The organism is Serratia sp. GW822-FHT06D09, assembly GCF_058799515.1.
Genome location: NZ_JBXALO010000002.1, coordinates 728,862 through 751,316, shown reverse-complemented (window position 1 = coordinate 751,316; position 22,455 = coordinate 728,862). Strand labels below are relative to the sequence as shown.

Annotated in this window: 20 protein-coding genes and 2 pseudogenes; 20 read left to right on the top strand and 2 right to left on the bottom strand. The window is 48.9% G+C overall.

The annotated features are described in order from the left end of the window. Window positions 1–51: 51 nt before the first annotated feature. From AC1RKG_RS07320 to AC1RKG_RS07295, 6 genes are all read left to right on the top strand, one after another. Window positions 52–2,523 (top strand): replication endonuclease, encoded by a 2,472-nt coding sequence (locus AC1RKG_RS07320; protein ID WP_493182514.1) that lies wholly within the window; start codon window positions 52–54, stop codon window positions 2,521–2,523. A 123-nt stretch (window positions 2,524–2,646) separates the two neighbouring features. Continuing rightward, window positions 2,647–3,228 (top strand): ComF family protein, encoded by a 582-nt coding sequence (locus AC1RKG_RS07315; protein ID WP_493182513.1) that lies wholly within the window; start codon window positions 2,647–2,649, stop codon window positions 3,226–3,228. Window positions 3,229–3,230: 2 nt separating this feature from the next. Beyond that, the gene (locus AC1RKG_RS07310) at window positions 3,231–3,788 is read left to right on the top strand and encodes a hypothetical protein (protein WP_493182511.1); all 558 of its coding nucleotides are present in this window, start codon (window positions 3,231–3,233) and stop codon (window positions 3,786–3,788) included. A 194-nt stretch (window positions 3,789–3,982) separates the two neighbouring features. After that, window positions 3,983–4,168, top strand: coding sequence for a hypothetical protein (locus tag AC1RKG_RS07305; RefSeq protein ID WP_046373869.1), 186 nt, complete (start codon window positions 3,983–3,985; stop codon window positions 4,166–4,168). A 3-nt stretch (window positions 4,169–4,171) separates the two neighbouring features. Further along, complete coding sequence (locus tag AC1RKG_RS07300; RefSeq protein WP_493182510.1) at window positions 4,172–4,405, top strand: hypothetical protein; 234 nt, start codon at window positions 4,172–4,174, stop codon at window positions 4,403–4,405. A 281-nt stretch (window positions 4,406–4,686) separates the two neighbouring features. Then, complete coding sequence (locus tag AC1RKG_RS07295) at window positions 4,687–6,351, top strand: AIPR family protein (protein WP_493182509.1); 1,665 nt, start codon at window positions 4,687–4,689, stop codon at window positions 6,349–6,351. A 42-nt stretch (window positions 6,352–6,393) separates the two neighbouring features. Here AC1RKG_RS07295 and AC1RKG_RS07290 read toward each other — a convergent pair whose 3' ends face one another. Both AC1RKG_RS07290 and AC1RKG_RS07285 read right to left on the bottom strand, forming a co-directional pair. After that, window positions 6,394–7,434, bottom strand: a complete 1,041-nt coding sequence (locus AC1RKG_RS07290) for a phage portal protein (RefSeq protein ID WP_493182507.1) — start codon at window positions 7,432–7,434, stop codon at window positions 6,394–6,396. Beyond that, window positions 7,435–9,201 (bottom strand): annotated as a pseudogene (locus AC1RKG_RS07285) (terminase ATPase subunit family protein). It abuts the gene before it with no gap. 143 nt (window positions 9,202–9,344) lie between these two features. Here AC1RKG_RS07285 and AC1RKG_RS07280 point away from each other — a divergent pair. The 14 genes and pseudogenes from AC1RKG_RS07280 to AC1RKG_RS07215 all read left to right on the top strand — a co-directional run bounded on the left by AC1RKG_RS07280 (window position 9,345) and on the right by AC1RKG_RS07215 (window position 22,177). Next, window positions 9,345–10,178: a GPO family capsid scaffolding protein gene (locus AC1RKG_RS07280; RefSeq protein WP_493182505.1), complete on the top strand. Its 834-nt coding sequence runs from the start codon at window positions 9,345–9,347 to the stop codon at window positions 10,176–10,178. A 59-nt stretch (window positions 10,179–10,237) separates the two neighbouring features. Next, window positions 10,238–11,311 (top strand): phage major capsid protein, P2 family, encoded by a 1,074-nt coding sequence (locus tag AC1RKG_RS07275; protein WP_493182503.1) that lies wholly within the window; start codon window positions 10,238–10,240, stop codon window positions 11,309–11,311. Between the two features lie 3 nt (window positions 11,312–11,314). Next, the gene (gene gpM, locus AC1RKG_RS07270; RefSeq protein ID WP_493182501.1) at window positions 11,315–11,728 is read left to right on the top strand and encodes a phage terminase small subunit; all 414 of its coding nucleotides are present in this window, start codon (window positions 11,315–11,317) and stop codon (window positions 11,726–11,728) included. Window positions 11,729–12,261: 533 nt separating this feature from the next. After that, on the top strand, window positions 12,262–14,007 hold the full coding sequence (locus AC1RKG_RS07265) for an AAA family ATPase (RefSeq protein ID WP_493182500.1): 1,746 nt from the start codon (window positions 12,262–12,264) through the stop codon (window positions 14,005–14,007). Between the two features lie 448 nt (window positions 14,008–14,455). Further along, window positions 14,456–15,631, top strand: coding sequence for a phage tail sheath protein (locus tag AC1RKG_RS07260; RefSeq protein WP_493182498.1), 1,176 nt, complete (start codon window positions 14,456–14,458; stop codon window positions 15,629–15,631). Window positions 15,632–15,641: 10 nt separating this feature from the next. Next, the gene (locus AC1RKG_RS07255) at window positions 15,642–16,157 is read left to right on the top strand and encodes a phage major tail tube protein (RefSeq protein ID WP_493182496.1); all 516 of its coding nucleotides are present in this window, start codon (window positions 15,642–15,644) and stop codon (window positions 16,155–16,157) included. Window positions 16,158–16,217: 60 nt separating this feature from the next. After that, window positions 16,218–16,508, top strand: a complete 291-nt coding sequence (locus tag AC1RKG_RS07250) for a phage tail assembly protein (protein ID WP_126178866.1) — start codon at window positions 16,218–16,220, stop codon at window positions 16,506–16,508. A gap of 14 nt (window positions 16,509–16,522) precedes the next feature. Next, on the top strand, window positions 16,523–16,642 hold the full coding sequence (locus AC1RKG_RS07245; protein WP_493182495.1) for a GpE family phage tail protein: 120 nt from the start codon (window positions 16,523–16,525) through the stop codon (window positions 16,640–16,642). Continuing rightward, window positions 16,635–17,072 carry a hypothetical protein gene (locus tag AC1RKG_RS07240; protein WP_493182493.1) on the top strand — a complete coding sequence of 146 codons (438 nt, stop codon included), beginning with the start codon at window positions 16,635–16,637 and terminating at the stop codon, window positions 17,070–17,072. Before AC1RKG_RS07245 ends, AC1RKG_RS07240 begins: the two co-directional genes overlap by 8 nt. A gap of 26 nt (window positions 17,073–17,098) precedes the next feature. After that, entirely contained in the window at window positions 17,099–19,132 is a 2,034-nt protein-coding gene (locus tag AC1RKG_RS07235) for a phage tail tape measure protein (protein ID WP_493182491.1), read from the top strand. Further along, window positions 19,129–19,593 (top strand): phage tail protein, encoded by a 465-nt coding sequence (locus AC1RKG_RS07230; RefSeq protein ID WP_493182490.1) that lies wholly within the window; start codon window positions 19,129–19,131, stop codon window positions 19,591–19,593. The genes AC1RKG_RS07235 and AC1RKG_RS07230 overlap by 4 nt, the downstream gene beginning before the upstream one ends. Further along, window positions 19,590–20,686, top strand: a pseudogene (locus AC1RKG_RS07225) (phage late control D family protein). Before AC1RKG_RS07230 ends, AC1RKG_RS07225 begins: the two are co-directional and overlap by 4 nt. An 88-nt stretch (window positions 20,687–20,774) precedes the next feature. Continuing rightward, window positions 20,775–20,978, top strand: coding sequence for an ogr/Delta-like zinc finger family protein (locus AC1RKG_RS07220; RefSeq protein ID WP_493182488.1), 204 nt, complete (start codon window positions 20,775–20,777; stop codon window positions 20,976–20,978). Window positions 20,979–21,097: 119 nt separating this feature from the next. After that, the gene (locus tag AC1RKG_RS07215) at window positions 21,098–22,177 is read left to right on the top strand and encodes a phage integrase (RefSeq protein WP_493182486.1); all 1,080 of its coding nucleotides are present in this window, start codon (window positions 21,098–21,100) and stop codon (window positions 22,175–22,177) included. The last annotated feature ends 278 nt before the right edge of the window (window positions 22,178–22,455 follow it).

Sequence of the window (22,455 nt, the reverse complement as noted above, 5' to 3'; positions counted from 1 at the left end):
GCATGATTATGGATAATTTTACAGCGTTGATAAAGTATCAGGCCACCGCGCATGGCTAAAAATTCCAGTGGCCGCCAAGCCCCCACCCCGCCGCCGCCCTTTTCGGGCAGCGGCGAGCCTGCTTTTGAATGGGCATATTCATGGAACGCACCGAGAAAAGGTGTCGGCTCGCCATTCGTCAGCGCGGAAGAACAGAAAAAGCGGGATCGCATTAATGCCGATCTCGCCGCCGCCTTTGAACACCTGAACAGCCAACCTGACCTGGTAAAGCGCCAGGTTAACTCCCACTTCTTCAAACTTGAGCAATCTCAGGGGATCCAGCGAGCACATGCGTACTTGACGCTTAATTTTGTTAAGCGCGCATTACCACGCTTGGAACTGGTCAATAAGCAGTACCGGATATCAAAAATGACGGCTGACAACGCCAGGTACATGGCTCGGTTTAATCACCTTGCTGATATGTCCCGCAGTGATGTTGAGGCGCTTGCCGAGGATATTGCCGCATTTATAGCGCAAGAGCTGGACCTGGTCGCAGAGCAATGTTCCGGCTGCAGTGACTTGAAGGCAATGTGGTTGCTTTACCGCCGCGCGGGGATCATCACTCGCGACTTTCGCCAATTGCCGCCGCTGTGGGAAAAGCTGAATAAACGCTTTTTCAGCGATGAGGATGCCGGCCCTGCCGTATCCCGGATGTTGTCGCCGCAATGGTGGCTCAACCGTCTACGCCGTACCTCTGCAGAATGGCGCGAGCACTTGAATATTGCGCTGGCCAATGTCAGCAAAAAAGCCAATCCATACGCCAGCAAAACGGCGATCACCGAGTGGCGCGAGCAAAAGCGACGAACCCGCGAGTTTTTAAAGGGGATGGAGCTCGAAGACGAAGCCGGCAACCGTATAAGCCTGATCGATAAATATGATGGCAGCGTTGCTAATCCCGCGATCCGCCGCAGTGAATTGATGGTGCGTATCCGCGGCTTCGAGAACATCTGTAACGATCTGGGCTACATCGGCGAGTTCTACACCATAACGGCCCCGTCAAAATTTCATGCCACCAACAAACACGGCCATCGTAATCGAAAATGGAACGGCGCCAGCCCGGCCGAGACGCAGGGTTATCTGAGGTCGGTCTGGTCAAAGATTCGCGCGAAACTCCACCGCGAAGATTTACGCATTTTCGGGATCAGGGTTGCCGAGCCTCACCACGACGGCACGCCACACTGGCACATGCTGATTTTTATGCAGCCTGAAGATGTTGGCCAGGTACGTGAAATCATGCGCGATTACGCCAGGCAGGAAGATGCTCGGGAATTGAGTTCTGCCAAGGCACGCAAGGCACGCTTCCATGCTGAAGAGATCGATCCTGACCAGGGCAGCGCTACCGGCTACGTTGCGAAGTACATCAGCAAAAACATCGACGGCTATCAGTTGGATGGAGAACTGGACGACGAAAGCGGGAAGCCGCTCAAGGAAACCGCCGCCGCCGTGTCCGCCTGGGCCGCGCGCTGGCGTGTTCGTCAGTTTCAATTCATTGGCGGCGCTCCGGTAACCGTATACCGCGAGTTGCGCCGGATGGCCGACCATGAGGCCGCAATTGGGCTTAGCGTAGAGTTTGCCGCTGTCCACGACGCCGCCGACGTCGGCAATTGGGCGGAATATATCAACGCCCAGGGAGGGCCGTTTGTTAAGCGCGATGATCTGGTTGTCCGTACCTATTACGAGGCCGCGGAGGAAACCAACGGATACGGCGAAGACGTGATCCGCGTACGTGGTGTTTTCTCCCCGCCAGTTGGCCAGGACGTGCCAATCATCACCCGCGTAATTCAATGGAAAATTATGCCGAAGAAAGCGCCGGTTTTGGGGGTTGACCTTCAGGGCGCGCCTGCGCCCTCTCGGAGTTCTGTCAATAACTGTACGGGGGATCCTGGTGGGAGTATGGCCCCACCGGATATAGGTGATGCCGACTATGCCAACTGTGATGTCGATTTTAGCAAGTTATCTGCCAAGGAACGACGGAAGGTGCTGGCAAGAATCAGGGACGGAAACCCAAAAACAAGAATAAGCAGACTACAGGGCGCCAATGTTCCAACCGGCGCAGCTGGCGCTATGGAGAAAATCCGGGACCGGGTGGAAGAAATTGCCGGCATTCAGATCAGCGATTCTGAGTGCCAACTGTTGGCCAAAGGCATGACGATGAAAATTGCCGGTAATCACTACTACGGCAACACCAGTGGTGATGTATTTACGGCGCGTCCCCCGGTTCGGGTAGGTGCCCTGATGCAGCGTTTTAATAGGTTGCGCCAAAAAGTGACCGGGCAAGTCGGAGATCGAGATTTTTTCCTGAAACAGATGGAAAAAGAAGCCAATAAGCAGCGAGAAAAAATAGCGCAGGAGCTGGGTGCAGCTGGCAGACAGGCTCCAGCCATTGAAGAAATTGATCGTCTTTTGCTTGGCGGAACAGTGAAGATCGGCGCGTTTTACTTCCGGGCCGGGGCGGATGGCCGGCTTTATGGCCGACAAAGATAATGATTCATATATTGACATATGTAAATATTCTAATATTTAAAGAATTAGACTGCTAATTTTAGATTTAGTCCAATTGATGTAATTTGTTGTTTCCTTATTTAAATACACAGCGATGGATTACTTATGAATGTCAACATAAAGCAGATTTACGGGAACTGGAACTTGGGATTTGCTATGGATAAACATAGCGTCCGAAGTGTTCCTATTGGTGAGGATGAATGGGGACATATGCGCTTCGATACTGAGCGGACAGAGGTCGGTGAGGCATTATTTCAGTTGAAATACCGCGACGATTGGACAAAGGTTCAACCATTGGCTCAATGCCTTGCTGATAGTGCAGTACCTCTTTTCAACAATATAGGTTTTATCTTACCGATGCCGGCTTCTAAGGTTCGTCAACGACAACCGGTAACCGAAATCGCACATAATTTGGCGGAACTGATCGGCAAGCCATGTATTGATAACCTCTTGGTTAAAGCCCCAGGAGGAGTATCTCTCAAGAACCTTAGTACAAAAGAAGAGAAGATTGAAGCTATTGGCGATTCGTTTTCCATTAATGATATCATTGATGGCGTTGGTCCTTGGAATGTTCTTATAGTCGATGATCTCTTTCATACTGGTGCAACAATGGAAGCTGCATGTGAGGCGTTAAGACGTTATAATAAGGTAGCTAATATATATGTTGCCGCTTTAACTTGGAGATAGTCATGACTACGGTATTTGTTGCTGGCTCAATCACCATTAAGAATCTCGATGCTCTCATAGTAGAGCGTTTAAAAAAAATCGTAGATTCCGACTTTCACGTGGTTGTCGGTGACGCTAACGGCGTGGACTCATCTGTTCAGGACGTACTGGTTACCTTAGGTAGCAAACAAGTCACCGTTTTCAGCAGCTCTGAGTCACCACGTAACAACCTAGGCTTATGGCCAGTTCATGTTGTGAAAACACATCATGCCTCAGGTACTCGAGCTTTTTTCACGGCCAAAGATATTAAGATGGCCGAAGAGGCTGATTTTGGCTTGATGATCTGGGATGCTAAAAGCACGGGGACGTTAAGTAATGTTCTTGAATTACTTAAACGTAAAAAAAGTTGCGTGGTTTTCGTCAATAAGATCAAGAAGTTCATTGTAATTAAGTCACCAGAGCATCTTGACGAATTACTTGAGCACATGTCCCCTGGAGCAGTACAAAAAGCCGACGAAAAAATAAAGCTCAGAGAAAAAATCATCTTGCTTAAAAATGAACAAATGCAGATGTTTACGTAGTAGCTAGTGAACAATCCTAAGTAACACAAACCCGCTTCAGCGGGTTTTTTTTGGCGCCGCACAGTAGAACAAAGCATCTAACCGACTGAAATGCATGCGAATGAAATAAATTCATTAACATAGAGTCTTGACGAGGTTTCGGAAAGCGCTCAATATAATACTGTACATGCATACAGTACCATCTGGAGGTAGTGATGGAATCACTTGAAAAACAAAAACAAACTTTGACGCGCGTTCGGTTTATTGCAGAGCTTGCCCTTATAGCCCCGCGGCATGCTTCTGATTTAAAACTTGCCTTGGGCATGATCATCGATCTGTCCAGCGAGGTTCTACCAGAAAAAGACTACGACGGAATTTTTTACAACGCAGACGAGGGCTAAATTATGGCGCGGCGCGGCAACGAGGCTTTGGCTTTTGAACTGGCCAGAAAAAGAGAACCAACCGGCAGATGGATTATTACGGTTGCAGATTTTTTGAGGAAGTTGCAAGGAGTCGGCTTTGATTGGTCACCGGGCCAGGCGAACGAATACATAAAGTTTTATCAACCTACTTGGCACCTCCAGGTTGAAGGCGATTATGGGCTTAATACCTACTACAAATACAATATGAACCAGTGATTCACCTGTCAGGGCTTGTGCATGTCTATGCTGCATGAATCCGCACGATCAAAAAAGGATCTAAAACGGCCGGGCGCACCAGTAATGGCGCGCCCTTCTGCTTTTCGGGCTACTGCATGAAAACCCATACAAAAAGCGGGCAGGCGTGGCGGGGCTACGATTGCGCGCCAAAACTCAACATTGATCCGATCACGTTATTGTTGTTAAATTACATTTAGAAAAATACTTATCCCGCTATTGATGATTGACGACTAATAAATTTACTAAATTTAAGAGGATTTATGGCGAATTTAATAGATTGGAGTACCTTAGACCATAAGGTTAAATCTTATCTCGATATAGAAAATGGTATTGACACGCGTCAAAAAGCGTTCCCTATTCTTATGGTCGCTACCCTGCTAAATGTATCTGACGAAGAAGCTGAGGACTCCATAACGGACGGTTCAAAAGATCGTGGGGTGGATGCCATATTTGTTGATGATAGAGATGGGCGCAATTCTATTCATGTTTTCCAGTTCAAATATGTAGACAACTTTGAAAATACAAAAAAAAACTTCCCAAGTTCAGAAATAGATAAACTGGCCTCATTTTTTGATGACCTATTAGATTTAAATAAATCACTAGAAAAAACATGCAATCCAATACTTTGGAATAAAGTAAAGGAAATTTGGCCTGCAATAAATAAACCAAACCCATCAATAGAAGTTCACTTTTGCAGTAATACTCTACCTATGCAAGCGGATGAAAAAGAAAGAGCAGATAATGCATTGGGTAAATATAAATATTTCAATATCCATCATCATAGCCTAGACTCAATTGTTGATTACTTTGTTGATAAAAAACACGTAGCGATCAACGATCAAATACAAGTAATCGACAAGGATTATTTTGATCGGACAGATGGAAGCATACGAGGATTAATATGCACAGTCGAAGCAAATGAAATTATAAGATTAATATCCTCTCCAGAAAACCCCAAAAAAGTAAGAGAAGAAATATTTAACGATAATGTTAGAGTTTATTTAAGCAGAACAAATAAAATAAACAGAAAAATAATTGAGGCAGCAACTTCAGATGACAGCCCATTATTTTGGTATCTTAACAATGGAATCACCATAACATGTGATTCTTTTTCATATTTAAAAGGGAAGCGAGCGCCAATAGTTGAGATTAAAAACATTCAAATTGTTAATGGAGGTCAAACCTCTAATGCGCTGTTTGAAGCTAGTCAAATTGCCGTAGACAAGCTTGATGATGTGCTTATCTTGGTTCGTATCATTGAAACAAAATCACAGCCAGTCAGCTTAGCAATCGCGGAATCGACGAATAGTCAAACACCTATAAAAACACGTGACCTTCGTTCAAATGATGATATACAGAAAAAATTAGAAGAAGCTTTTGATGGTATGGGCCTATTCTACGACAGGAAAAATGGGCAACATGCAGACTCGCCAAAGAACTTACGTATTGATGCACTAAGTGCCGGTCAGGCCCACTTAGCATACAGTCTAGATTTACCAGAGGTGGCAAAGAAAGATAGGGGTCGTATATTCTCAGATCTTTATGACCAAGTATTCACTGATGAATTACAACCTGATGATCTATTGGCAGCTGTCAGGATTTTAGACTCTATAGAAAGAGTAAAAAAGCGTGTTCAGTCAGCGATCAGAAAGCAAGAGAAGTTTAAAGCTGAAGAAATGTTTTTAATAGATGGTGCCTATCACGTTCTTTTTGCCGTAGGGCAAATATGTGACATTAGAAAAATCCCACGACTTGATTATCAGAAAGCCTCTGAGCTTATTCCAAACGCTGTAAAATACATTTCAGATGTAATTATCAAGGAGCAAGAGGATGACCCGGGTTTTTCATTCAACCGTTTTTTCAAAGATGCAAAAACCAAAACAAAAATAGCATCATATATCCAACTACTGGAAGGTAATAACTAGGAAATTTTCCCACGCATAAATTATGCGTGGGGACTAAAAAATTTAATCACTATTACGATAGTATGGATTAAAACTGATCACCTCTTCCCCCATCCAGTGATTTAACTCCTGCATCCTCCGCTGCAGCGGTATCAACTCATTGCGAACAAACACCTCGCTCGCCTCCTTGACGTTGCCGAACCCGCCAGCGTTCTCCGGCACGATGCACATCAATTGCGGCGGTACGCGGTGCGCGTGCAGCTGGTCATCACGTGTGACGTTTTTGATATTCCAGAACTCATCCTTCGCTGCCACCTCGCTCAGAGGAATGATCTGAATGCCGTCCTTCTTACCGTTCGGCGAATACATGAACAGATTGCGGAAGTTGCCAGGCCCGCGCGCACCTTTCATAGCGTTGCGGATATTATCCACGTCAGTCTGGCTGGCGGCGGCGTCGCTCATGTACATGATGAAACCAGCGTGACTGCCGTTCTGGTAATACTTGCGGCGGAACAGAGTGGCAGATTCATTGAGCCATGCCGAGTTAAGCGCCGACAGATATTCTGGCAAGCCGTAGATCTCCTGGTTGATATCAGGTTCCAGAAGATGAAACACGCTATCGGTGTCGAATTGGTAAGGGTCAACGCCCAGGCCATACTGCACAAACCAGTAGGTATCCAGATCCACGCCCCGGCGCGTATATTTCGCCAGGGAGGGTCTAAGTTCCATCGGGCCGCCGAGGCGGTTGGTCCGCAACTCCAGGTAGGCGTTGCCGAACACCAGATAATCCTGCACGAAACGGCTGAAGGCCTGCTGACTCAGCAGGCGATGTGGCTTAAATGTGCTGGTCAAGATATTGCGCTTCACATATAGCGGCGAACTATGGTGCACCGTGGCGCGGAACGTCCTGGCCAGGCCATCGAAACTGATCGGCGGCTCATACCATTTATCCATGCGCACGCACTCGACGTAATCAAGCAGTTCCCGACGGTCGAGCACCGGGACGGGATCGCCAAAGGTGAATGCTTCAACCCCTGCCGCGCCGGCAGCTTGTTTATGGGCGTGAACTGGCGGTAATGCGCGTTTTTTATGACGCTTGCTCATTTAAAAAATCTCCACAATGTTGCTGTTGCCCGCCGTGACGCCTTCAAGCGGTTCATTGAACAGCGCATGCATAGTTGCCCACGCCAGATCGGCATGGCTGGCTTCTTCGCTGCGGCTGGCTTCATACGTTGGCCGGCTACCGCTGGCGGTCATCGCCTTGCGGATAGCCATAAAGGATTGGGTGATGTCGGTGTGTCCGGCGTCATACTCCAGGCGCCGGTGTGTAATGATGTCTTTGGCTTTCAGCACCAGGGCGTTTTTCACCTCCGGGCGATAGACAAACTCCCGCACCGCGGGGAAGAACTGCTTCACAAGCTGATAGACGCCGTGGCCAACGCCAGTGGAGTCGATGCCGATGTATTGGACGTTGTAGCACTCAGTCAATAGTTTGATGCTTTTCGCCTGGGCGGCAAAGTCCATGCCGCGCCACTGGTGGCGCTCCAAAATGCGGAATTTCCCGCCGGGCGCCATTGGCGGCGCCACAACAACACAGCCAGCACTGTCACCCGACGCGGAGCCTTTGGCCGGGTCATAACCGATCCACACCGGCCGATAACCGAAAGGCCTGATGGCCAGCGCTTCGAAATCGTCCCACTGTTCCCAGCTATCGACCATGCACCCCTGCATTTCAGTGAGTGGGAACACCGACGCCATATCGTCGATAAACTCACACATCAGCAGGTTCTGATAATCCTCTGGGCCGTATTCAAGCCGCAGCTGATCCAGGTCAAACAGGTTGCATCCGCCGTTAACTGCATCTTCAACGGTAATGATTTGGCGATATTGGCCATCAGGGCAGAGAACGCCGCGCGCCAGGTTTGTATGGGTGAGATCGATATCAACCCGATCGGCCTTGGCGCGCCCCTTGTTGTACAGGGCGCCGGACCAGAATGGGTAGGCACTATGGGTAAGGCTCGATGGTGTTGAGAAGTACGTCTGGCGCCATTTCTTATGCAGTGCCATGCCGGAGGCAACTTTGCGCAGCTCCTGGAAGCGAGGGATCCAAAAATACTCATCCAGGTACAGGTTGCCGTGATAACTCTGCGCGGTGCGGGCATTTGTGCCGAGGAAATAGAGGCACGCACCGTTGCCGAGGGTCATCGGGTCGCCCTTCAGATCAACATCCACCTCGCGGGCAAACTCGATGATGTACTGCTTGAAAACGTGCGCCTGTGCCTTACTCGCTGACAGGAAGATTTGGTTTCAGCCTGTAGTGATGGCGTCTATCAGGGCTTCGCGTGCAAAGTAGAAAGTCGCGCCTATTTGGCGGGACTTAAGCAAATTGCGAATACGGTGTTTGGCGCCGGCTTCAAACCAGTTGCGTTGATATTTGAACAGAGAATCATGGAAAATTTCAGTCAGTTTTTCCGTCTGTTCGTCGCTGAAAACATTCTTCTCAGGCGCCTTGCGCGGGCCGCTGTTGCGATTGGCCACGTTCGGGTTTAAGTCGGCCTCATTGCCGCCGCTATTGAATTTCCCGATCCGAGCAAGTCGCTCACCCTGGCGGGCGATCAGGTCGATTTCCTTGAAGTCTTTCCCTTCTTTGTGCTCCTTCATCACCAGCTGGCAATAGCGCGCTGTTGTGGTAAGTTGCATTTGCTCAAGCGGGCCAATGCTCCCCCACTTGTCGCGTTTCTTCCAGCTGTGTACTGTTGCGGCCTTCTCTCCCAGCATTTCAGCAATGCGGGATATGCGTAACCCCTGAAAGTACAGGAACATCGCCTGTCTGCGGGGATCGAGATCTGTGTTGAGCGTCGTCGTTGTCATGGCGCCAGACTACCGACCGGCCGCTCTGCCATCCCTTCCCGGTCATTGTGCCAAACACCACACAATGCCCTTTCGTTGTCTCCCCTCCCTATTCGCCGCAACCATAAGCCTGACCGATTACCGACACTGACCGGAACAGACTAATGACACTTAAATCAAAGCGTTTTCGTATTGCCGTAGAGGGTGCGACAACCGACGGCCGCAACATTAGCCGCGAATGGCTGACGCAGATGGCCAAGAACTACAACCCATCAGTTTATGGCGCGCGGGTAAATCTGGAACACATCAAGGGATATCACCCCGATAGCTCCTTCCGTCGTTTCGGTGATGTAACCGCCCTGATAGCGGAGGAAATTACCGAAGGCCCACTGGCCGGGAAGATGGCGCTATATGGCGACATCGCACCAACAGCAGACCTGGTCGAAATGGTTAAGCAAGCGCAAAAGGTTTACACCTCGATCGAGGTAAACCCGAAATTTGCCGATACCGGCGAAGCCTACCTGATCGGCCTGGCCGTAACCGACGACCCGGCCAGCCTGGGGACTGAATACCTCGCCTTCAGTGCGTCCGCATCAGCAAACCCACTGGCTAACCGCAAGCAGCATAAAGACAACCTCTTCACTGCAGCAGAAGAAGCCCTGATCGAATTTGTGGAGCAGGAAGACCAAAAGCCCGGCCTGCTGTCCCGTATCACAGCGATGTTCGCCAAGCGTAACGCCAATGACGACGCACGCTTTTCTGATGTGAATCAGGCTGTGGAACTGGTCGCCGGTGAAGTGCAGAGCCTCGGCGATAGCGTCTCCAAGCTCAACACCACTGCTGAAAAAGTGCCTGCCCTGGAAACCCAGATCTCCGCACTGAGCAAGCAACTTAACGACCTGCAGACCAACCTGAGCAAGCAGGACCGCAATCCGAAGTTTCGCCCGATAACACCTGGCGGCGGCGGTGAAAGCAACGGCGAAAAAACCGACTGCTAAACGCAGGGCCACGGCACCCCCATAGGGCATAAAAAACTGATTACGGAGAGTTACCGATTATGCGCAATGAAACGCGATTTAAATTTAACGCCTACCTGACCACCTTGGGTGAGTTGAACGGTGTAGCCGTCGAATTCAGCACTAAATTTGCGGTAGAGCCTTCTATCGCACAAAAGCTGGAAAACAAAATCCAGGAAAGCGCCGCATTCCTGCAGATGATCAATATTGTCCAGGTAACTGAGCAATCAGGTCAACGTTTGGGGCTGGGTGTGGGCACAACGATTGCCAGCACCACTGACACCTCAACCAAAGAGCGTGAAACTACAGATCCAAGCGGCTTGGACTCCATCGAATATAAGTGCGAACAAACCAACTTCGACACTTCGATCACCTACGGGAAATTGGACCTGTGGGCCAAGTTCCAAGATTTCCAGAAACGCATCCGTGACGCCATCGTGTTACGCCAAGCGCTGGACCGCATCATGATCGGCTTTAACGGCCTGAAGCGCGAAAAGACCTCGAACCGAACCGCCAACCCATTACTGCAGGACGTTAACATTGGGTGGCTGCAGAAATACCGCACCGACGCCCCGGCGCGCGTGATGGATAAAATCGTGGATGACGAAGGGGCCGTAGTTTCGCCCGTGATCCGCGTGGGTGAGAACGGCGACTTTGCCAACCTGGATGCCGTCGTGATGGACGCCGTGAACAACCTGATCGATCCGTGGTTCCAGGATGATACCGATCTGGTGGTGATTTGCGGCCGTGGCCTGCTGGCGGATAAATACTTCCCGTTGGTGAACCAGTCGCAGCCAAACACCGAAGCGCTGGCCGCTGATCTGATTATTAGCCAGAAACGCATGGGCGGCCTGCAAGCTGTTCGCGCGCCCTTTTTCCCGGCCAATGCCATGCTGATCACTCGCTTGGATAACCTGTCCATCTATTGGCAAGAAGACACCCGCCGCCGTCTGATTATCGACAACCCGAAACGCGACCGCATCGAAAACTTCGAATCGGTCAACGAGGCCTATGTTGTTGAAGATTATGGCTGTGGTTGCCTGATCGAAAACATCAAACTCGGCAAGTTTGCGGCGCCAGCGCCGGAAGCACCGGCGGGCGAATCAAGGGGCTAACTGATGGCCCTGAGCCCAGCGCAGCGCCATATGGTCTATGTGCAAGCAAAAGAGGCCGCCCGCCAGGGCGGCGCTCTAAGCCGCCATGCCAATGGCTATGAAATGATGCTCCTGAAGATTGAAGAGGACAGCCGACGACTGAAGCGGGTGCAATCTCAGGAGAAAAAAGCCGAAGTTAAGCGCGAGGTTCTCCCCCATTACTCTCCGTGGGTGGCCGGAGTGCTGCAGACCGGCATGGGTGCGCAAGATGACGTCATCATGCATGTGATGGTCTGGCGCATCGACGCCGGCGATTACAACGGCGCCATCGACATCGCGGAGTACGCGCTCAAATACGGCCTGGTCATGCCAAGCCGATATGCACGTCAAACCGCCTGCGCAGTAGCCGAAGAAAATCGCTATAGAAGTTTTTCGTAACTAACCTGAGAAAAAGTCCTGAGCCAAGGTGTTCTAGATTAACCATATCTCCAATCCAGCCCAGAACCAGAAGTTGTATGACAGGCTAGCTAGTTGTACTGGAGGTTATTTTCGTTATAGAATCTAGATATGCGATATAAAAGTGTTTCCCATCAGATATATGATGGGAAATATTTGGTGACCATAGCTTAAATCACAACTATACTTTGGTCGATAAAAACTGGAAATGCGCTGACTGCGCGATACATCACGAATGAATTGATTATGAATGGTGATTATATGCATGCTACAAATAGCTGATACTTGCAATCTTTATTTAACTATTCCGCTTCAAGATAACAAAGCAAGTAGAATGGTTAAGGGTATGGCGAAATTTACTCATTAGATTTATCTAATGATTATTACAAAGTGAATATTGAAAACATTCACACTAGTAGAATTAATGCATTGAGAGAGTTTCCCCATGAAAAAGTGGTAGAGGGAAAAAATAAAAATCTCTGAGAGGTATAACCACAACCATAATGTGATTTTAAATGTCGAAAGCACTGCATATTACAAGAGAAATAGATATGTCTATATACAAAAAGCTAGAAATTAAGATCAAGGATGTTAAGGCTATAAATGAATTATCATTATCTATAGATTTAAAACCGGGTCTTATATGCCTTGTAGGTGGTAACGGATCTGGTAAATCTACGATTCTTAATGCAATATCTCAACTAGTAGAACAATCAAATATAAATAAACTTTTTTTCGACGAAAAAAGGCAAACATCTTCACTTTCCATAAAGCTAGGGAATGAGGAATGTATATGGAATCAAAATTCCGGGAAATGGGTAAAAAAAGGGGATTTAGTCCAACTAAAAGGATTTCATGAACCAGGGATTATTTACGGGAGTCGATTTGTAAACTCTTCACTACACGTAATAAATAAATACTGTTCACATTACGTTTCTTTTTCAGAAGAAAGTTTATATGATGCACCTGATTTTGTTTTTAAAAACCTAGGGAAAATACTCAAAGGAAATGAAAATCACTATAGAGGATTAAAAACCATTACAAAGGCTGACTTGAATCGACAGTCCAAAGAAATGCCAAAAGAAGCTGAAAACTTTTTAATCAGAACGGAACGTCCCTTCCTGCTAAAGAAGGATAGTGGGTTTATAACTCAATACAAAATGAGTTCTGGCGAATATCTGCTGTTAAAAATACTTGATTATATTTATTACAGGATAACCTATACAACTGATAAGAAACCGAACAAAGAACCATTCTTGATAATCATTGATGAAGTTGAAATTGCGTTACATCCATCCTCTCAAAAGAGGTTCATCCAATTTTGTAATAAGGTCTCTAGAGAGCATGGGATCTGCATAATATTCTCCACTCATAGCAGAGATATCATATCAAACCTAAGGCAAGACCAGATATTCTTGTTAGAGTCTCATTTGAGTAGCGGTAAGCTTAGTGTGACTACTCCATGTTATCCACATTATGCAATTAGAGGGATATATGAGTCATCAGGATATGACTATATTGTTTGCGTTGAAGATGAACTTGCAAAAAAAATAGTTTCAGAAACCATAAAAAAAAATGAGTTATCTAAAAACAAACTTGTGAATGTATCTGCTCTTGGTGGGTGGAGAGAGGTTCTGAGCTTCACTCATGAATTTAAAATTAATGGTCTGTTCAATAATACTAAAATGGTTATAGTTCTTGATGGGGATATGGAATCTCAATTTCATAAGGAAAATGGCTCTCCATGTAGAGGATGCAATTACCATAACTTTATAAAAAATAATGAAGATATAGTTAAAGAATGCGGTTTGAGCATACCTAAGATTGATTGTCATATAGTGAAGGATAGTTACCCTTACTACCAAGATGTTATATTCCTGCCTATTTCTAGTTTAGAGAAAGAAGTTAGGAATAAAATGGTGATTAACACCGATTATGATTTCATATCTTCACTAGAGAACTTAAACTATTTTACTAACTCATCTATCTCTGAATTAATATCACAGTATGAAGCTAAAGCAGGCGATTATTTTTCCTCCGAAAAATTTAAGAGCAAAAACATTCCTCCCTCTTTGAATTCCTATGATGCAGATGGGAAAATACTATGGAAACTGTTGACCAGTAACATGAGAGAAAACGTAGTGGTTAACGATTTAGTTTCTCATCTTTGTGAAGTATTCCCCAGCAGCGAAGAAAGATTGACCGATAGTTGGAACCACTTTGAAAAACAGCTTAGTATTCTACTACAGAAGCCTCTTTAGTCGAACTAAGGCGCATTTTACGTTTGATTCTTTGCTGAGAAAAACCATATCAAACATGGTCCTTTATTTCTAAGGACCTTTTTCTAAGAAACTCGTTTCAGGTTACGCACGAATCTGAATTGAATCAGTCATCTATACATAATACTGTTCACGTTGATATATAATTTCAGCTTCTCGCTCAAAACTGACTGCCAGATTTGTTTAAGTGATGCCAGTGGTAACTGTCAGGTTAAGTTTGAGCTGATACACATAAGCCCCATTCAGAGGCTTCATTTTTTCCTGCAGCACAGCCATCATTGACTGTGTTGGCCATACCGGGAAAACATAGCCCCCACAGCAAGACACCTGGCCATTGTGCCAGCCGCCACACAATGCCCAGCGCATGCACTTGACGCCATCAGCGAACACCATAGCGGAGAAACCTTAACCGGAACCGGAGATCCGCCCGATGGCTGAAGATTATCATCACGGCGTTCGTGTCCTCGAAATTAACGAGGGCACCCGCACAATCACAACCGTAAGCACCGCCATTGTGGGGATGGTCTGCACCGCCGACGATGCCGATGCTGCGGCCTTCCCGCTCAACACCCCCGTATTGCTGACCGACGTACTGGCCGCCAGCGGCAAGGCCGGCGAAACCGGCACCCTCGCCCGCTCCCTGGACGCAATTGCCGATCAGGCAAAACCTGTCACCGTTGTTGTCCGTGTGGAACAGGGCGACACCGAGGCGGAAACCACAACCAACATTATCGGCGGCGTCGACACCACCACCGGCAAGAAAACCGGCATGAAAGCCCTACTGGCTGCGCAAAGTCTGTTAGGTGTGAAGCCGCTCATTCTGGGTGTGCCTGGTCACGACAGTAAGGCCGTCGCCACTGAATTGCTGTCAGTGGCGCAGAACCTGCGCGCCTTCGCCTATCTGAGCGCCTATGGCTGCAAGACGGTTTCCGAAGCTATCGCGTATCGCGAGAACTTCAGTCAGCGCGAGGCCATGCTGATCTGGCCAGATTTTCTGAGTTGGGACACTGTGACCAATGCAGACGCGAAGGCTTTCGCTACCGCCCGCGCATTGGGCCTGCGCGCCAAAATTGACCAGCAGACCGGTTGGCACAAAACGCTGTCAAACGTCGGCGTTAATGGCGTGACCGGCATCAGTGCGGATGTGTTTTGGGACCTGCAGGACAGCGCAACCGATGCCAACCTGCTGAACAAGAACGACGTCACCACGCTAATCCGCAAAGATGGCTTTAAGTTTTGGGGCTCCCGCACCTGTTCCGATGATCCATTGTTCCAGTTTGAAAACTACACCCGCACTGCGCAGGTGTTGGCGGACACAATGGCAGAGGCGCACATGTGGGCCGTTGACATGCCACTGCACCCATCACTGGCCAAAGATATCCTGGAAGGTATCAAGGCCAAATTCCGTGAGCTGAAATCTGCCGGCTACATCATTGACGGTAATGCCTGGATCGATGATGCAGCCAACGACAAGGACACGCTGAAAGCCGGGAAACTGGTCATTGATTACGACTATACGCCGGTCCCACCGCTGGAAAACCTGCTGTTACGCCAGCGCATCACTGATCAGTACCTGGTCAATTTCACCCAGAACGTGAACAGCTAAGGGGCACGCAATGGCATTACCACGCAAATTGAAATACCTGAACCTCTTCAATGAGGGGAACAACTGGCAGGGGATCGTTGAGTCCCTGACGCTGCCAAAGCTGACGCGCAAGCTTGAGAACTACCGCGGCGGCGGCATGAGCGGTAGCGCCAAAGTCGATCTGGGGTTGGATGACGACGCGCTTGATATTGAATGGACAATTGGCGGCATCGAAGCACTGCCGATTAAGCAAATGGGCGTCGCAAAACTGGATGGCGTCATGCTGCGTTATACCGGCTCAATTCAGCGCGACGACACCGGCGAAGTGCAGGCGGTCGAAGCGGTGATCCGCGGCCGTCATAAAGAGCTGGATTTTGGCGAGCACAAGCAGGGCGAAAACTCGACCACCAAAATTTCTACCGCCGTGACCTACTTCAAGTTGACCATCGCTGGCAAGGAAATTTGCGAGATCGACACGGTGAACATGATCGAAAGCTTTGGCGGCGTCGACCGCCTGGCTGAGCACCGCCAAGCCATCGGCCTGTAATTCCTTCGGCGCCGGAACGCCGGCGCCCTCTTCTTTCTGAAAATCGTGGAGCACAACCAAATGACCGAACCGACCAAGGTGACACTGGACACCCCAATTCAGCGCGGCAAGACCGAAATCACCGAGATCACCCTAACCAAGCCGCAGTCTGGCGCGCTGCGTGGTGTGAAGCTGGCCGACCTACTGGAAATGGATTATTCCGCGGTGGCAACCGTCTTGCCGCGCGTTTCCACACCCTCACTGACGCAGCAGGAAATCAGCGAAATGGATCCGGCTGACTTTACGCAGCTGGCGGGCGGCATCGTCAGTTTTTTGTTGCCGAAATCGGCGCTGGAATCCCGGCCGGTTTAACCGTTGAAGACCTGATGGCGGATATCGCCGCCATCTTCCACTGGCCGCCGTCGGAAATGTACCAGTTCACCTTAACCGAACTTTGGGACTGGCGGCACCGGGCACTGATTCGAAGCGGAGAAAGTGATGAGTGACCGCAATCTAAGACTGCAGGTTATCCTGAACGCGGTGGACAAAATCACCCGCCCCTTTAAGACCATGCAGGCCAGCAATAAAGCGCTGGCCGCTGCCGTCAAAAACTCCCGTGATGAACTGAAGCGACTGAGCGCCGCTGGCGACCAGGTGAACACCTTCAATTCGCTGCAGACGTCCATTAAGAAAACAGCCGAAGAGCTGGCCGGCGCCAAGCTGAAAGCCCAGATGATGACGCGCGAAATGGGCGCGCTTGAAAATCCCACCAAAAAGCAGACAAAAGCCCTAGAGGATCAGTGGCGCGCGGTAGACCGACTGGAGCAAAGGCAAAAGAGCGAAGTCGCTCAGATGGGCCGGGTGCGCTCAGAGCTTTACCGTATGGGGATTTATGCCACCGATGGCGCCGGTGCTACAAACAGAATCGCCAACTAAAACGGGCTGGCGAGCAACAGCGCAGAATGAATGCTGCAAAAGCGCAATATGACAAAACCAGAGAGTTGAGAAACAACATCGCGGGAACCGGAGCCGCAACAATGGCCGCCGGGGTTTCGACAGGCTTGCCAGTTGTGGCAGCAATCAAGAGCTACAGTAACCTGGAAGATGCAATGAAGGGTGTAGCCAAACAGGTAAACCCCCTGTTGGATGGCAATGGGAATCGCACCGCAAAATATTACGAAACTCAGAAGGCAATCAAGGCAGCGGCAGAACTACAACCAATGGAAAATGGGGCTGTAGACTTCGCTGCTTTGGTTGAGGGCGGCGCAAGAATGGGCGTCGCTAGCGATAAAGACCCTTGGTTAAAGCAGAAAGCCGATCTCCTTGGGTTCGCAATGACTGCGGCGAAAGCTGCTAAAGCATTTGAGTTACCCGCCGACCAATTGGCTGACGACCTGGGAAAGATAGCATTCCTGTATGGTGTGCCGACTAAGAAAATAGAAGAGCTCGGAGACACACTTAATTATCTGGACGACAATACCCAGGCAAAGGGTGCAGACATTATAAATGTACTGCAAAGGATGGGGGATACTGCGGATAAGTTAAATTACAAACAAGCTGCAGCCCTTGGTTCTACATTCCTTTCGTTGGGCGCCCAGCCAGAAATTGCAGCTTCAGCAAGTAAAGCTATGGTTCGTGAATTGGGTATAGCTTCGATGCAGGGAAAAAGGTTCCTGCAAGGAATGAAAATTCTGGGTTTGAACGCCAATAAACTTGAGAAAGGGATTGCATATAACGTTGTAGATACGATCAAGGATGTGCTTGGCAGAATTAAGGGGCTCTCTAAAGAGAGACAACTCAGCGTCATGACAATGTTGTTTGGTAAAGAATTTGGCGATGATGCTCAGAAACTTGGTTTACAGGTTGATGAATTTATTAGGCAGTTAAACCTGACTCAAGGCGGAAATGCGAAGGGTTCAATGCAAAGGGAATCAAATATCGATAAAGATTCCCTATCATCTCAATTCCTGCTTCTAAAAACTGGCGCTGTAAATATGTTTAGCGATCTGGGCGAAAAGTTACGCCCGGCGTTAATGGACATCATGAGTTGGTTTAAAAACATCATCGGATGGACTCGTAGATTTATCGAGTCACACCCCAGAATGGCCGCAGTTTTAATTAAAACGGCAGCTGCAGTTACGGCGATCACTGTGGCGCTTGGTGGGCTAATGTTAGGTGTTGCGGCAATCCTAGGGCCATTTGCTCTATTGCGATTCTCTTTGTCCATTCTGGGGATCAAAGGGCCATCAGTGATGATGTTATTGGCTAAAGCTATCAGAGGGGTTGGAGCCGCAATTCTATGGATGGGGCGTATGATGCTCGCAAATCCTATCCTTGCAGTGGCGGCCGCTATCGCCGCTGCAGCCATCTACATCTGGATGAATTGGGACACCCTAGGCCCGAAAATAAAAAGACTATGGGACGGCATCAGTGCATATACCAGCGAGAAGTGGCAGGCCATCAAGGATTATATTTCTGGTTTCTGGACCAGCATAAGCGTCAAAGCCAGCAAAACCTGGGAAGAAATAAAACGGTCGGCCAGTATTGCTGCTGAAAAAATTGGCACTGGCCTGAAGCGAGGACTGGACGTTATCACCGCCCCACTGCGCGCCGTCATGGATGGATTTAAATGGTTGCTTGAAAAGCTGGACCTATTGCCGCAAAAAAATGAGGCATTGGCACAGACGAATGAGCTGCTAAAAAATAACCCCATCGCCCAGAAATATGGTTCTGTGGGCGAGCCAGCCCCCACAGGCTACACGGCCAATGATATGGCCATTCGTTTTACTGGCTCCAGCATGAAACCAGTTAAGGCACCAAGCGGCGGTAACTTCTACTACCAGCCCAAGATCGATCTCAGTGTTGACGCCAGGAATAACCAGAACGGCAAAGCTGTAGCAACAGACGCGGTGAAAGCGCTCCGGGAGCACATGCAAAAAGACGCGGCCAAGGCGCGCAGTAATTTTTCTGATCGAGATCTGGGGTGGGAATTATGATGATGGCACTAGGGTTATACGTCTTTATGCTTGAAACGGTTCCCTATCAGGAGCTGCAGCATCAAATGGCCTGGCGCTACCCTACTAACAACCGTGTAGGGAAACGACCCTCAGCGCAGTATGTTGGTCCAGAAAACGACACCATTACACTCAGTGGCGTGTTGCTACCGGAAATCACCGGCGGCCGCCTGTCATTGCTAGCCCTGCAAACAATCGCCGATCTCGGCAAGGCGTGGTCTTTGCTGGATGGCAGTGGGACCATTTACGGGATGTTTGTCATTGAAGGGCTAGATCTTAACAAGTCCGTATTCTTAAAGGATGGCGGCGCCAGGCGCATTGAGTTCACGCTTAAGTTAAAGCGCGTAGATGATGACCTGGGCACCATGCTCGGCGACCTCCAGGAGCAACTGAGCATCATGAAAGATCAGGCGGCAACAGCTATTGGAGGGCTTCTTTCATGACCACGCCAGACTGGTTAAGCGGCCGGGATAGCACGCCCGCGTTCAAGATCACTCTTAATGGCAAGGATATAACCACAAGACTGGAAAGCCGGCTGATATCCCTCACGTTGACAGACAACCGCGGATTCGAGGCGGATCAGCTTGATATCGAACTTGACGATGCCGATGGCGCTGTTGATCTGCCTTCGCGCGGTGTCCAATTGGAGCTGCAATTGGGCTGGAAAGGCGAACCAATGATCAATAAAGGCGCCTTCACCATTGACGAGATTGGCCATTCCGGCGCGCCTGACAAGGTGACACTGCGCGGCAGAAGCGCCGACTTCAGGAACACGCTTAATATCAAGCGTGAAAAGTCATATTCAAAAACCACCATCGGCGAGATCGTTAAACAATTTGCAGCCCGCCATAAACTGGAGCAGGCCATCAGTCCGCAAATGGCCGCCATGACTATCGACCACATCGACCAAACGAATGAATCAGATGGCAGCTTCCTGATGCGCCTGGCGCGCCGCGTAGGTGCGATTGCTGCAGTAAAATATGGAAGACTGCTATTCATCAGGCAGGGCCAAGGCGTGAACGCCAGCGGCAAGCCGCTATCGGCAATGACAATTGTGCGAGCTGACGGTGATGAGCACCAATTCACCCTGGCCGACAGAGATGCATATACCGGCGTTTCTGCCAGCTGGCTCGACACAAAAACGGCAAAACCACAAACGGTAAAGGTAAAGAGGAAGCGCAAGCGTAAGACGACCACCGCAAAAGTGCCAGCCCAGGATAAACAGGGAGAATACCTGGTAGGCACCGACGATAACGTTTATGTATTGAGTCGGACCTACGCAAATGCGTCCAACGCTCGCCGGGCAGCCAAGGCAAACTGGGAACGAATCCAACGCGGCGCCGCGCAATTCTCAATTGCGCTGGCCAAGGGCCGGGCAGAGCTTTACCCCGAAGTACCGGTATCAGTAAAGGTTTCAAGCGCCAGATCGACGCTGCAAACTGGACAATTACAACGGTAACGCACACAGTGGCAGATGGCGGATTTACCACGGCACTGGAACTTGAAGTGAAGATAACCGACCTCAACATGGAGTGATATGCAAGTTTAATATTCGATTTTTCAAACATCGTGCTATTGTATGTATATCGATACAGTAGAGGCTAATACCATGATGTGATGCCCTTTGTGTGGCCATGCGGCGCACACCCGCAGTAGTAACGAAGTGACAGCAACGACAAAAGAGCGTTACAACCAATGCACAAACGTGAATTGCAGCCATGTCTTTATCACGATGGAAACTTTTGTGCGCTCCATTGTTAAGCCCGGTCAGGTTGACCCGGCGCCACCGCACCCATCCAAGTCTGGCCAAACCGCCCTGCACTTCTAACCATAAACCCGCCGACGGCGGTTTTTTTGATCCATGTTTAAACCAGCCGCACACAAACATTGAATACTGTTATTATATACAGTATTCAATGTCTAATTTGGTTCACTGGATCTACGAGTATGACCGTAAGAAAATTGAGCACCGGCAAGTGGCTGTGCGAGTTCTATCACAACGGGAGGGGCGGCAAGCGTACCCATAAGCAATTCGCCACCAAGGGGGAGGCGCTCGCCTTCGAGAGCTATCAGCTCGACCAGGCAAAGTCCAAGCCTTGGCTGGGCGATAAGGAAGACAAGCGAAAACTTAGCGAGTTGATCGATCTGTGGTACAGGCTGCATGGCTGCTCGCTAAATGACAAAAAAGGCCGACTTGGCAAATTGGTCATTATCTGTAACGGCATGGGTGATCCGGTAGCATCGGAGATTACCCCACGGGATTGGGCCCATTATCGCGATCAGCGGCTGCGCGGAGAAATCGATAACGGCTATAGCACCAGTCTTGAAACAAGGAAGGTCAGCACGGGAACGGTTAACTGTGAACAAGCTTTTTTGCGGGCTGTATTCAACGAATTAAAAAGATTGGGGGAATGGTCTTTGCCGAACCCCCTAGAAAACATCAGAGAGTTTGATCAGCCAGAAAAGGAAATGGCATGGCTGAACAATGAGAAAATAAAAGCACTGATAAACGCCTGCCATACTCATGGCAACCCAGAGCTAACCCTCATCGTAAAGATATGCCTATCAACTGGCGCCAGATGGAATGAAGCCGCAAAACTAAGGCCATCGCAGATATCAAAATATAAAATCACGTATACCAACACCAAAGGGAAGAAAAACAGAACTGTACCCATCTCGAAAGAATTATATGACGAGCTCACAATACTGGATGAAAAGGAGTTTGATCCTTGCTACAAGCAATTTTATCGAGTTCTGAGACTGGCGAATATAACCTTGCCAGAAGGACAAATGACGCATGTGCTCCGCCATACCTTTGCTAGCCACTTCATGATGGGTGGTGGGAATATCATAGTCTTGCAGCGCATCCTTGGGCACTCAGATATCAGGGTAACGATGCGCTACGCCCATTTCGCGCCAGACCATTTAGAGGAGGCAATAGCGCTCAACCCACTGACACAGACGTACAAGGACAGTGGCGGCAAAGTGGCGACTGAAGAAGAAAAAGGGTGTAATACGGTAGAATAGGAGGCGTGATAAGTGGTTGTTTTGTTTGTAACTTGCTGTTTTAAAATGATAAACAAAAAAAGACCGAATACGATTCCTATATTCGGTCTAGGGAAATGGCTCTTGGGAGAGAGCCGTGCGCTAAAAGTTGGCATTTTGTGCAAGGCTTGTTCAGCCGTGCACTTTAAGAGTAGCTTACCGCGCTATTTTTGCCAGCCAGCCGCACGGCCGGTGATAGTTTCATTGCGGAATTAATTTCGTGCAATTATCCATCACCGGTTAACCTCGCACTAAGCCAT

What these genes read in the sequence shown, in the direction of transcription:
- AC1RKG_RS07320 (WP_493182514.1), top strand. Translation starts at nt 52, where the DNA reads ATGGCTAAAAATTCCAGTGGCCGCCAAGCCCCCACCCCGCCGCCGCCC.
- AC1RKG_RS07315 (WP_493182513.1), top strand. Translation starts at nt 2,647, where the DNA reads ATGAATGTCAACATAAAGCAGATTTACGGGAACTGGAACTTGGGATTT.
- AC1RKG_RS07310 (WP_493182511.1), top strand. Translation starts at nt 3,231, where the DNA reads ATGACTACGGTATTTGTTGCTGGCTCAATCACCATTAAGAATCTCGAT.
- AC1RKG_RS07305 (WP_046373869.1), top strand. Translation starts at nt 3,983, where the DNA reads ATGGAATCACTTGAAAAACAAAAACAAACTTTGACGCGCGTTCGGTTT.
- AC1RKG_RS07300 (WP_493182510.1), top strand. Translation starts at nt 4,172, where the DNA reads ATGGCGCGGCGCGGCAACGAGGCTTTGGCTTTTGAACTGGCCAGAAAA.
- AC1RKG_RS07295 (WP_493182509.1), top strand. Translation starts at nt 4,687, where the DNA reads ATGGCGAATTTAATAGATTGGAGTACCTTAGACCATAAGGTTAAATCT.
- AC1RKG_RS07290 (WP_493182507.1), bottom strand. Translation starts at nt 7,434, where the DNA reads ATGAGCAAGCGTCATAAAAAACGCGCATTACCGCCAGTTCACGCCCAT.
- AC1RKG_RS07280 (WP_493182505.1), top strand. Translation starts at nt 9,345, where the DNA reads ATGACACTTAAATCAAAGCGTTTTCGTATTGCCGTAGAGGGTGCGACA.
- AC1RKG_RS07275 (WP_493182503.1), top strand. Translation starts at nt 10,238, where the DNA reads ATGCGCAATGAAACGCGATTTAAATTTAACGCCTACCTGACCACCTTG.
- gpM (WP_493182501.1), top strand. Translation starts at nt 11,315, where the DNA reads ATGGCCCTGAGCCCAGCGCAGCGCCATATGGTCTATGTGCAAGCAAAA.
- AC1RKG_RS07265 (WP_493182500.1), top strand. Translation starts at nt 12,262, where the DNA reads ATGTCGAAAGCACTGCATATTACAAGAGAAATAGATATGTCTATATAC.
- AC1RKG_RS07260 (WP_493182498.1), top strand. Translation starts at nt 14,456, where the DNA reads ATGGCTGAAGATTATCATCACGGCGTTCGTGTCCTCGAAATTAACGAG.
- AC1RKG_RS07255 (WP_493182496.1), top strand. Translation starts at nt 15,642, where the DNA reads ATGGCATTACCACGCAAATTGAAATACCTGAACCTCTTCAATGAGGGG.
- AC1RKG_RS07250 (WP_126178866.1), top strand. Translation starts at nt 16,218, where the DNA reads ATGACCGAACCGACCAAGGTGACACTGGACACCCCAATTCAGCGCGGC.
- AC1RKG_RS07245 (WP_493182495.1), top strand. Translation starts at nt 16,523, where the DNA reads ATGGCGGATATCGCCGCCATCTTCCACTGGCCGCCGTCGGAAATGTAC.
- AC1RKG_RS07240 (WP_493182493.1), top strand. Translation starts at nt 16,635, where the DNA reads ATGAGTGACCGCAATCTAAGACTGCAGGTTATCCTGAACGCGGTGGAC.
- AC1RKG_RS07235 (WP_493182491.1), top strand. Translation starts at nt 17,099, where the DNA reads ATGAATGCTGCAAAAGCGCAATATGACAAAACCAGAGAGTTGAGAAAC.
- AC1RKG_RS07230 (WP_493182490.1), top strand. Translation starts at nt 19,129, where the DNA reads ATGATGATGGCACTAGGGTTATACGTCTTTATGCTTGAAACGGTTCCC.
- AC1RKG_RS07215 (WP_493182486.1), top strand. Translation starts at nt 21,098, where the DNA reads ATGACCGTAAGAAAATTGAGCACCGGCAAGTGGCTGTGCGAGTTCTAT.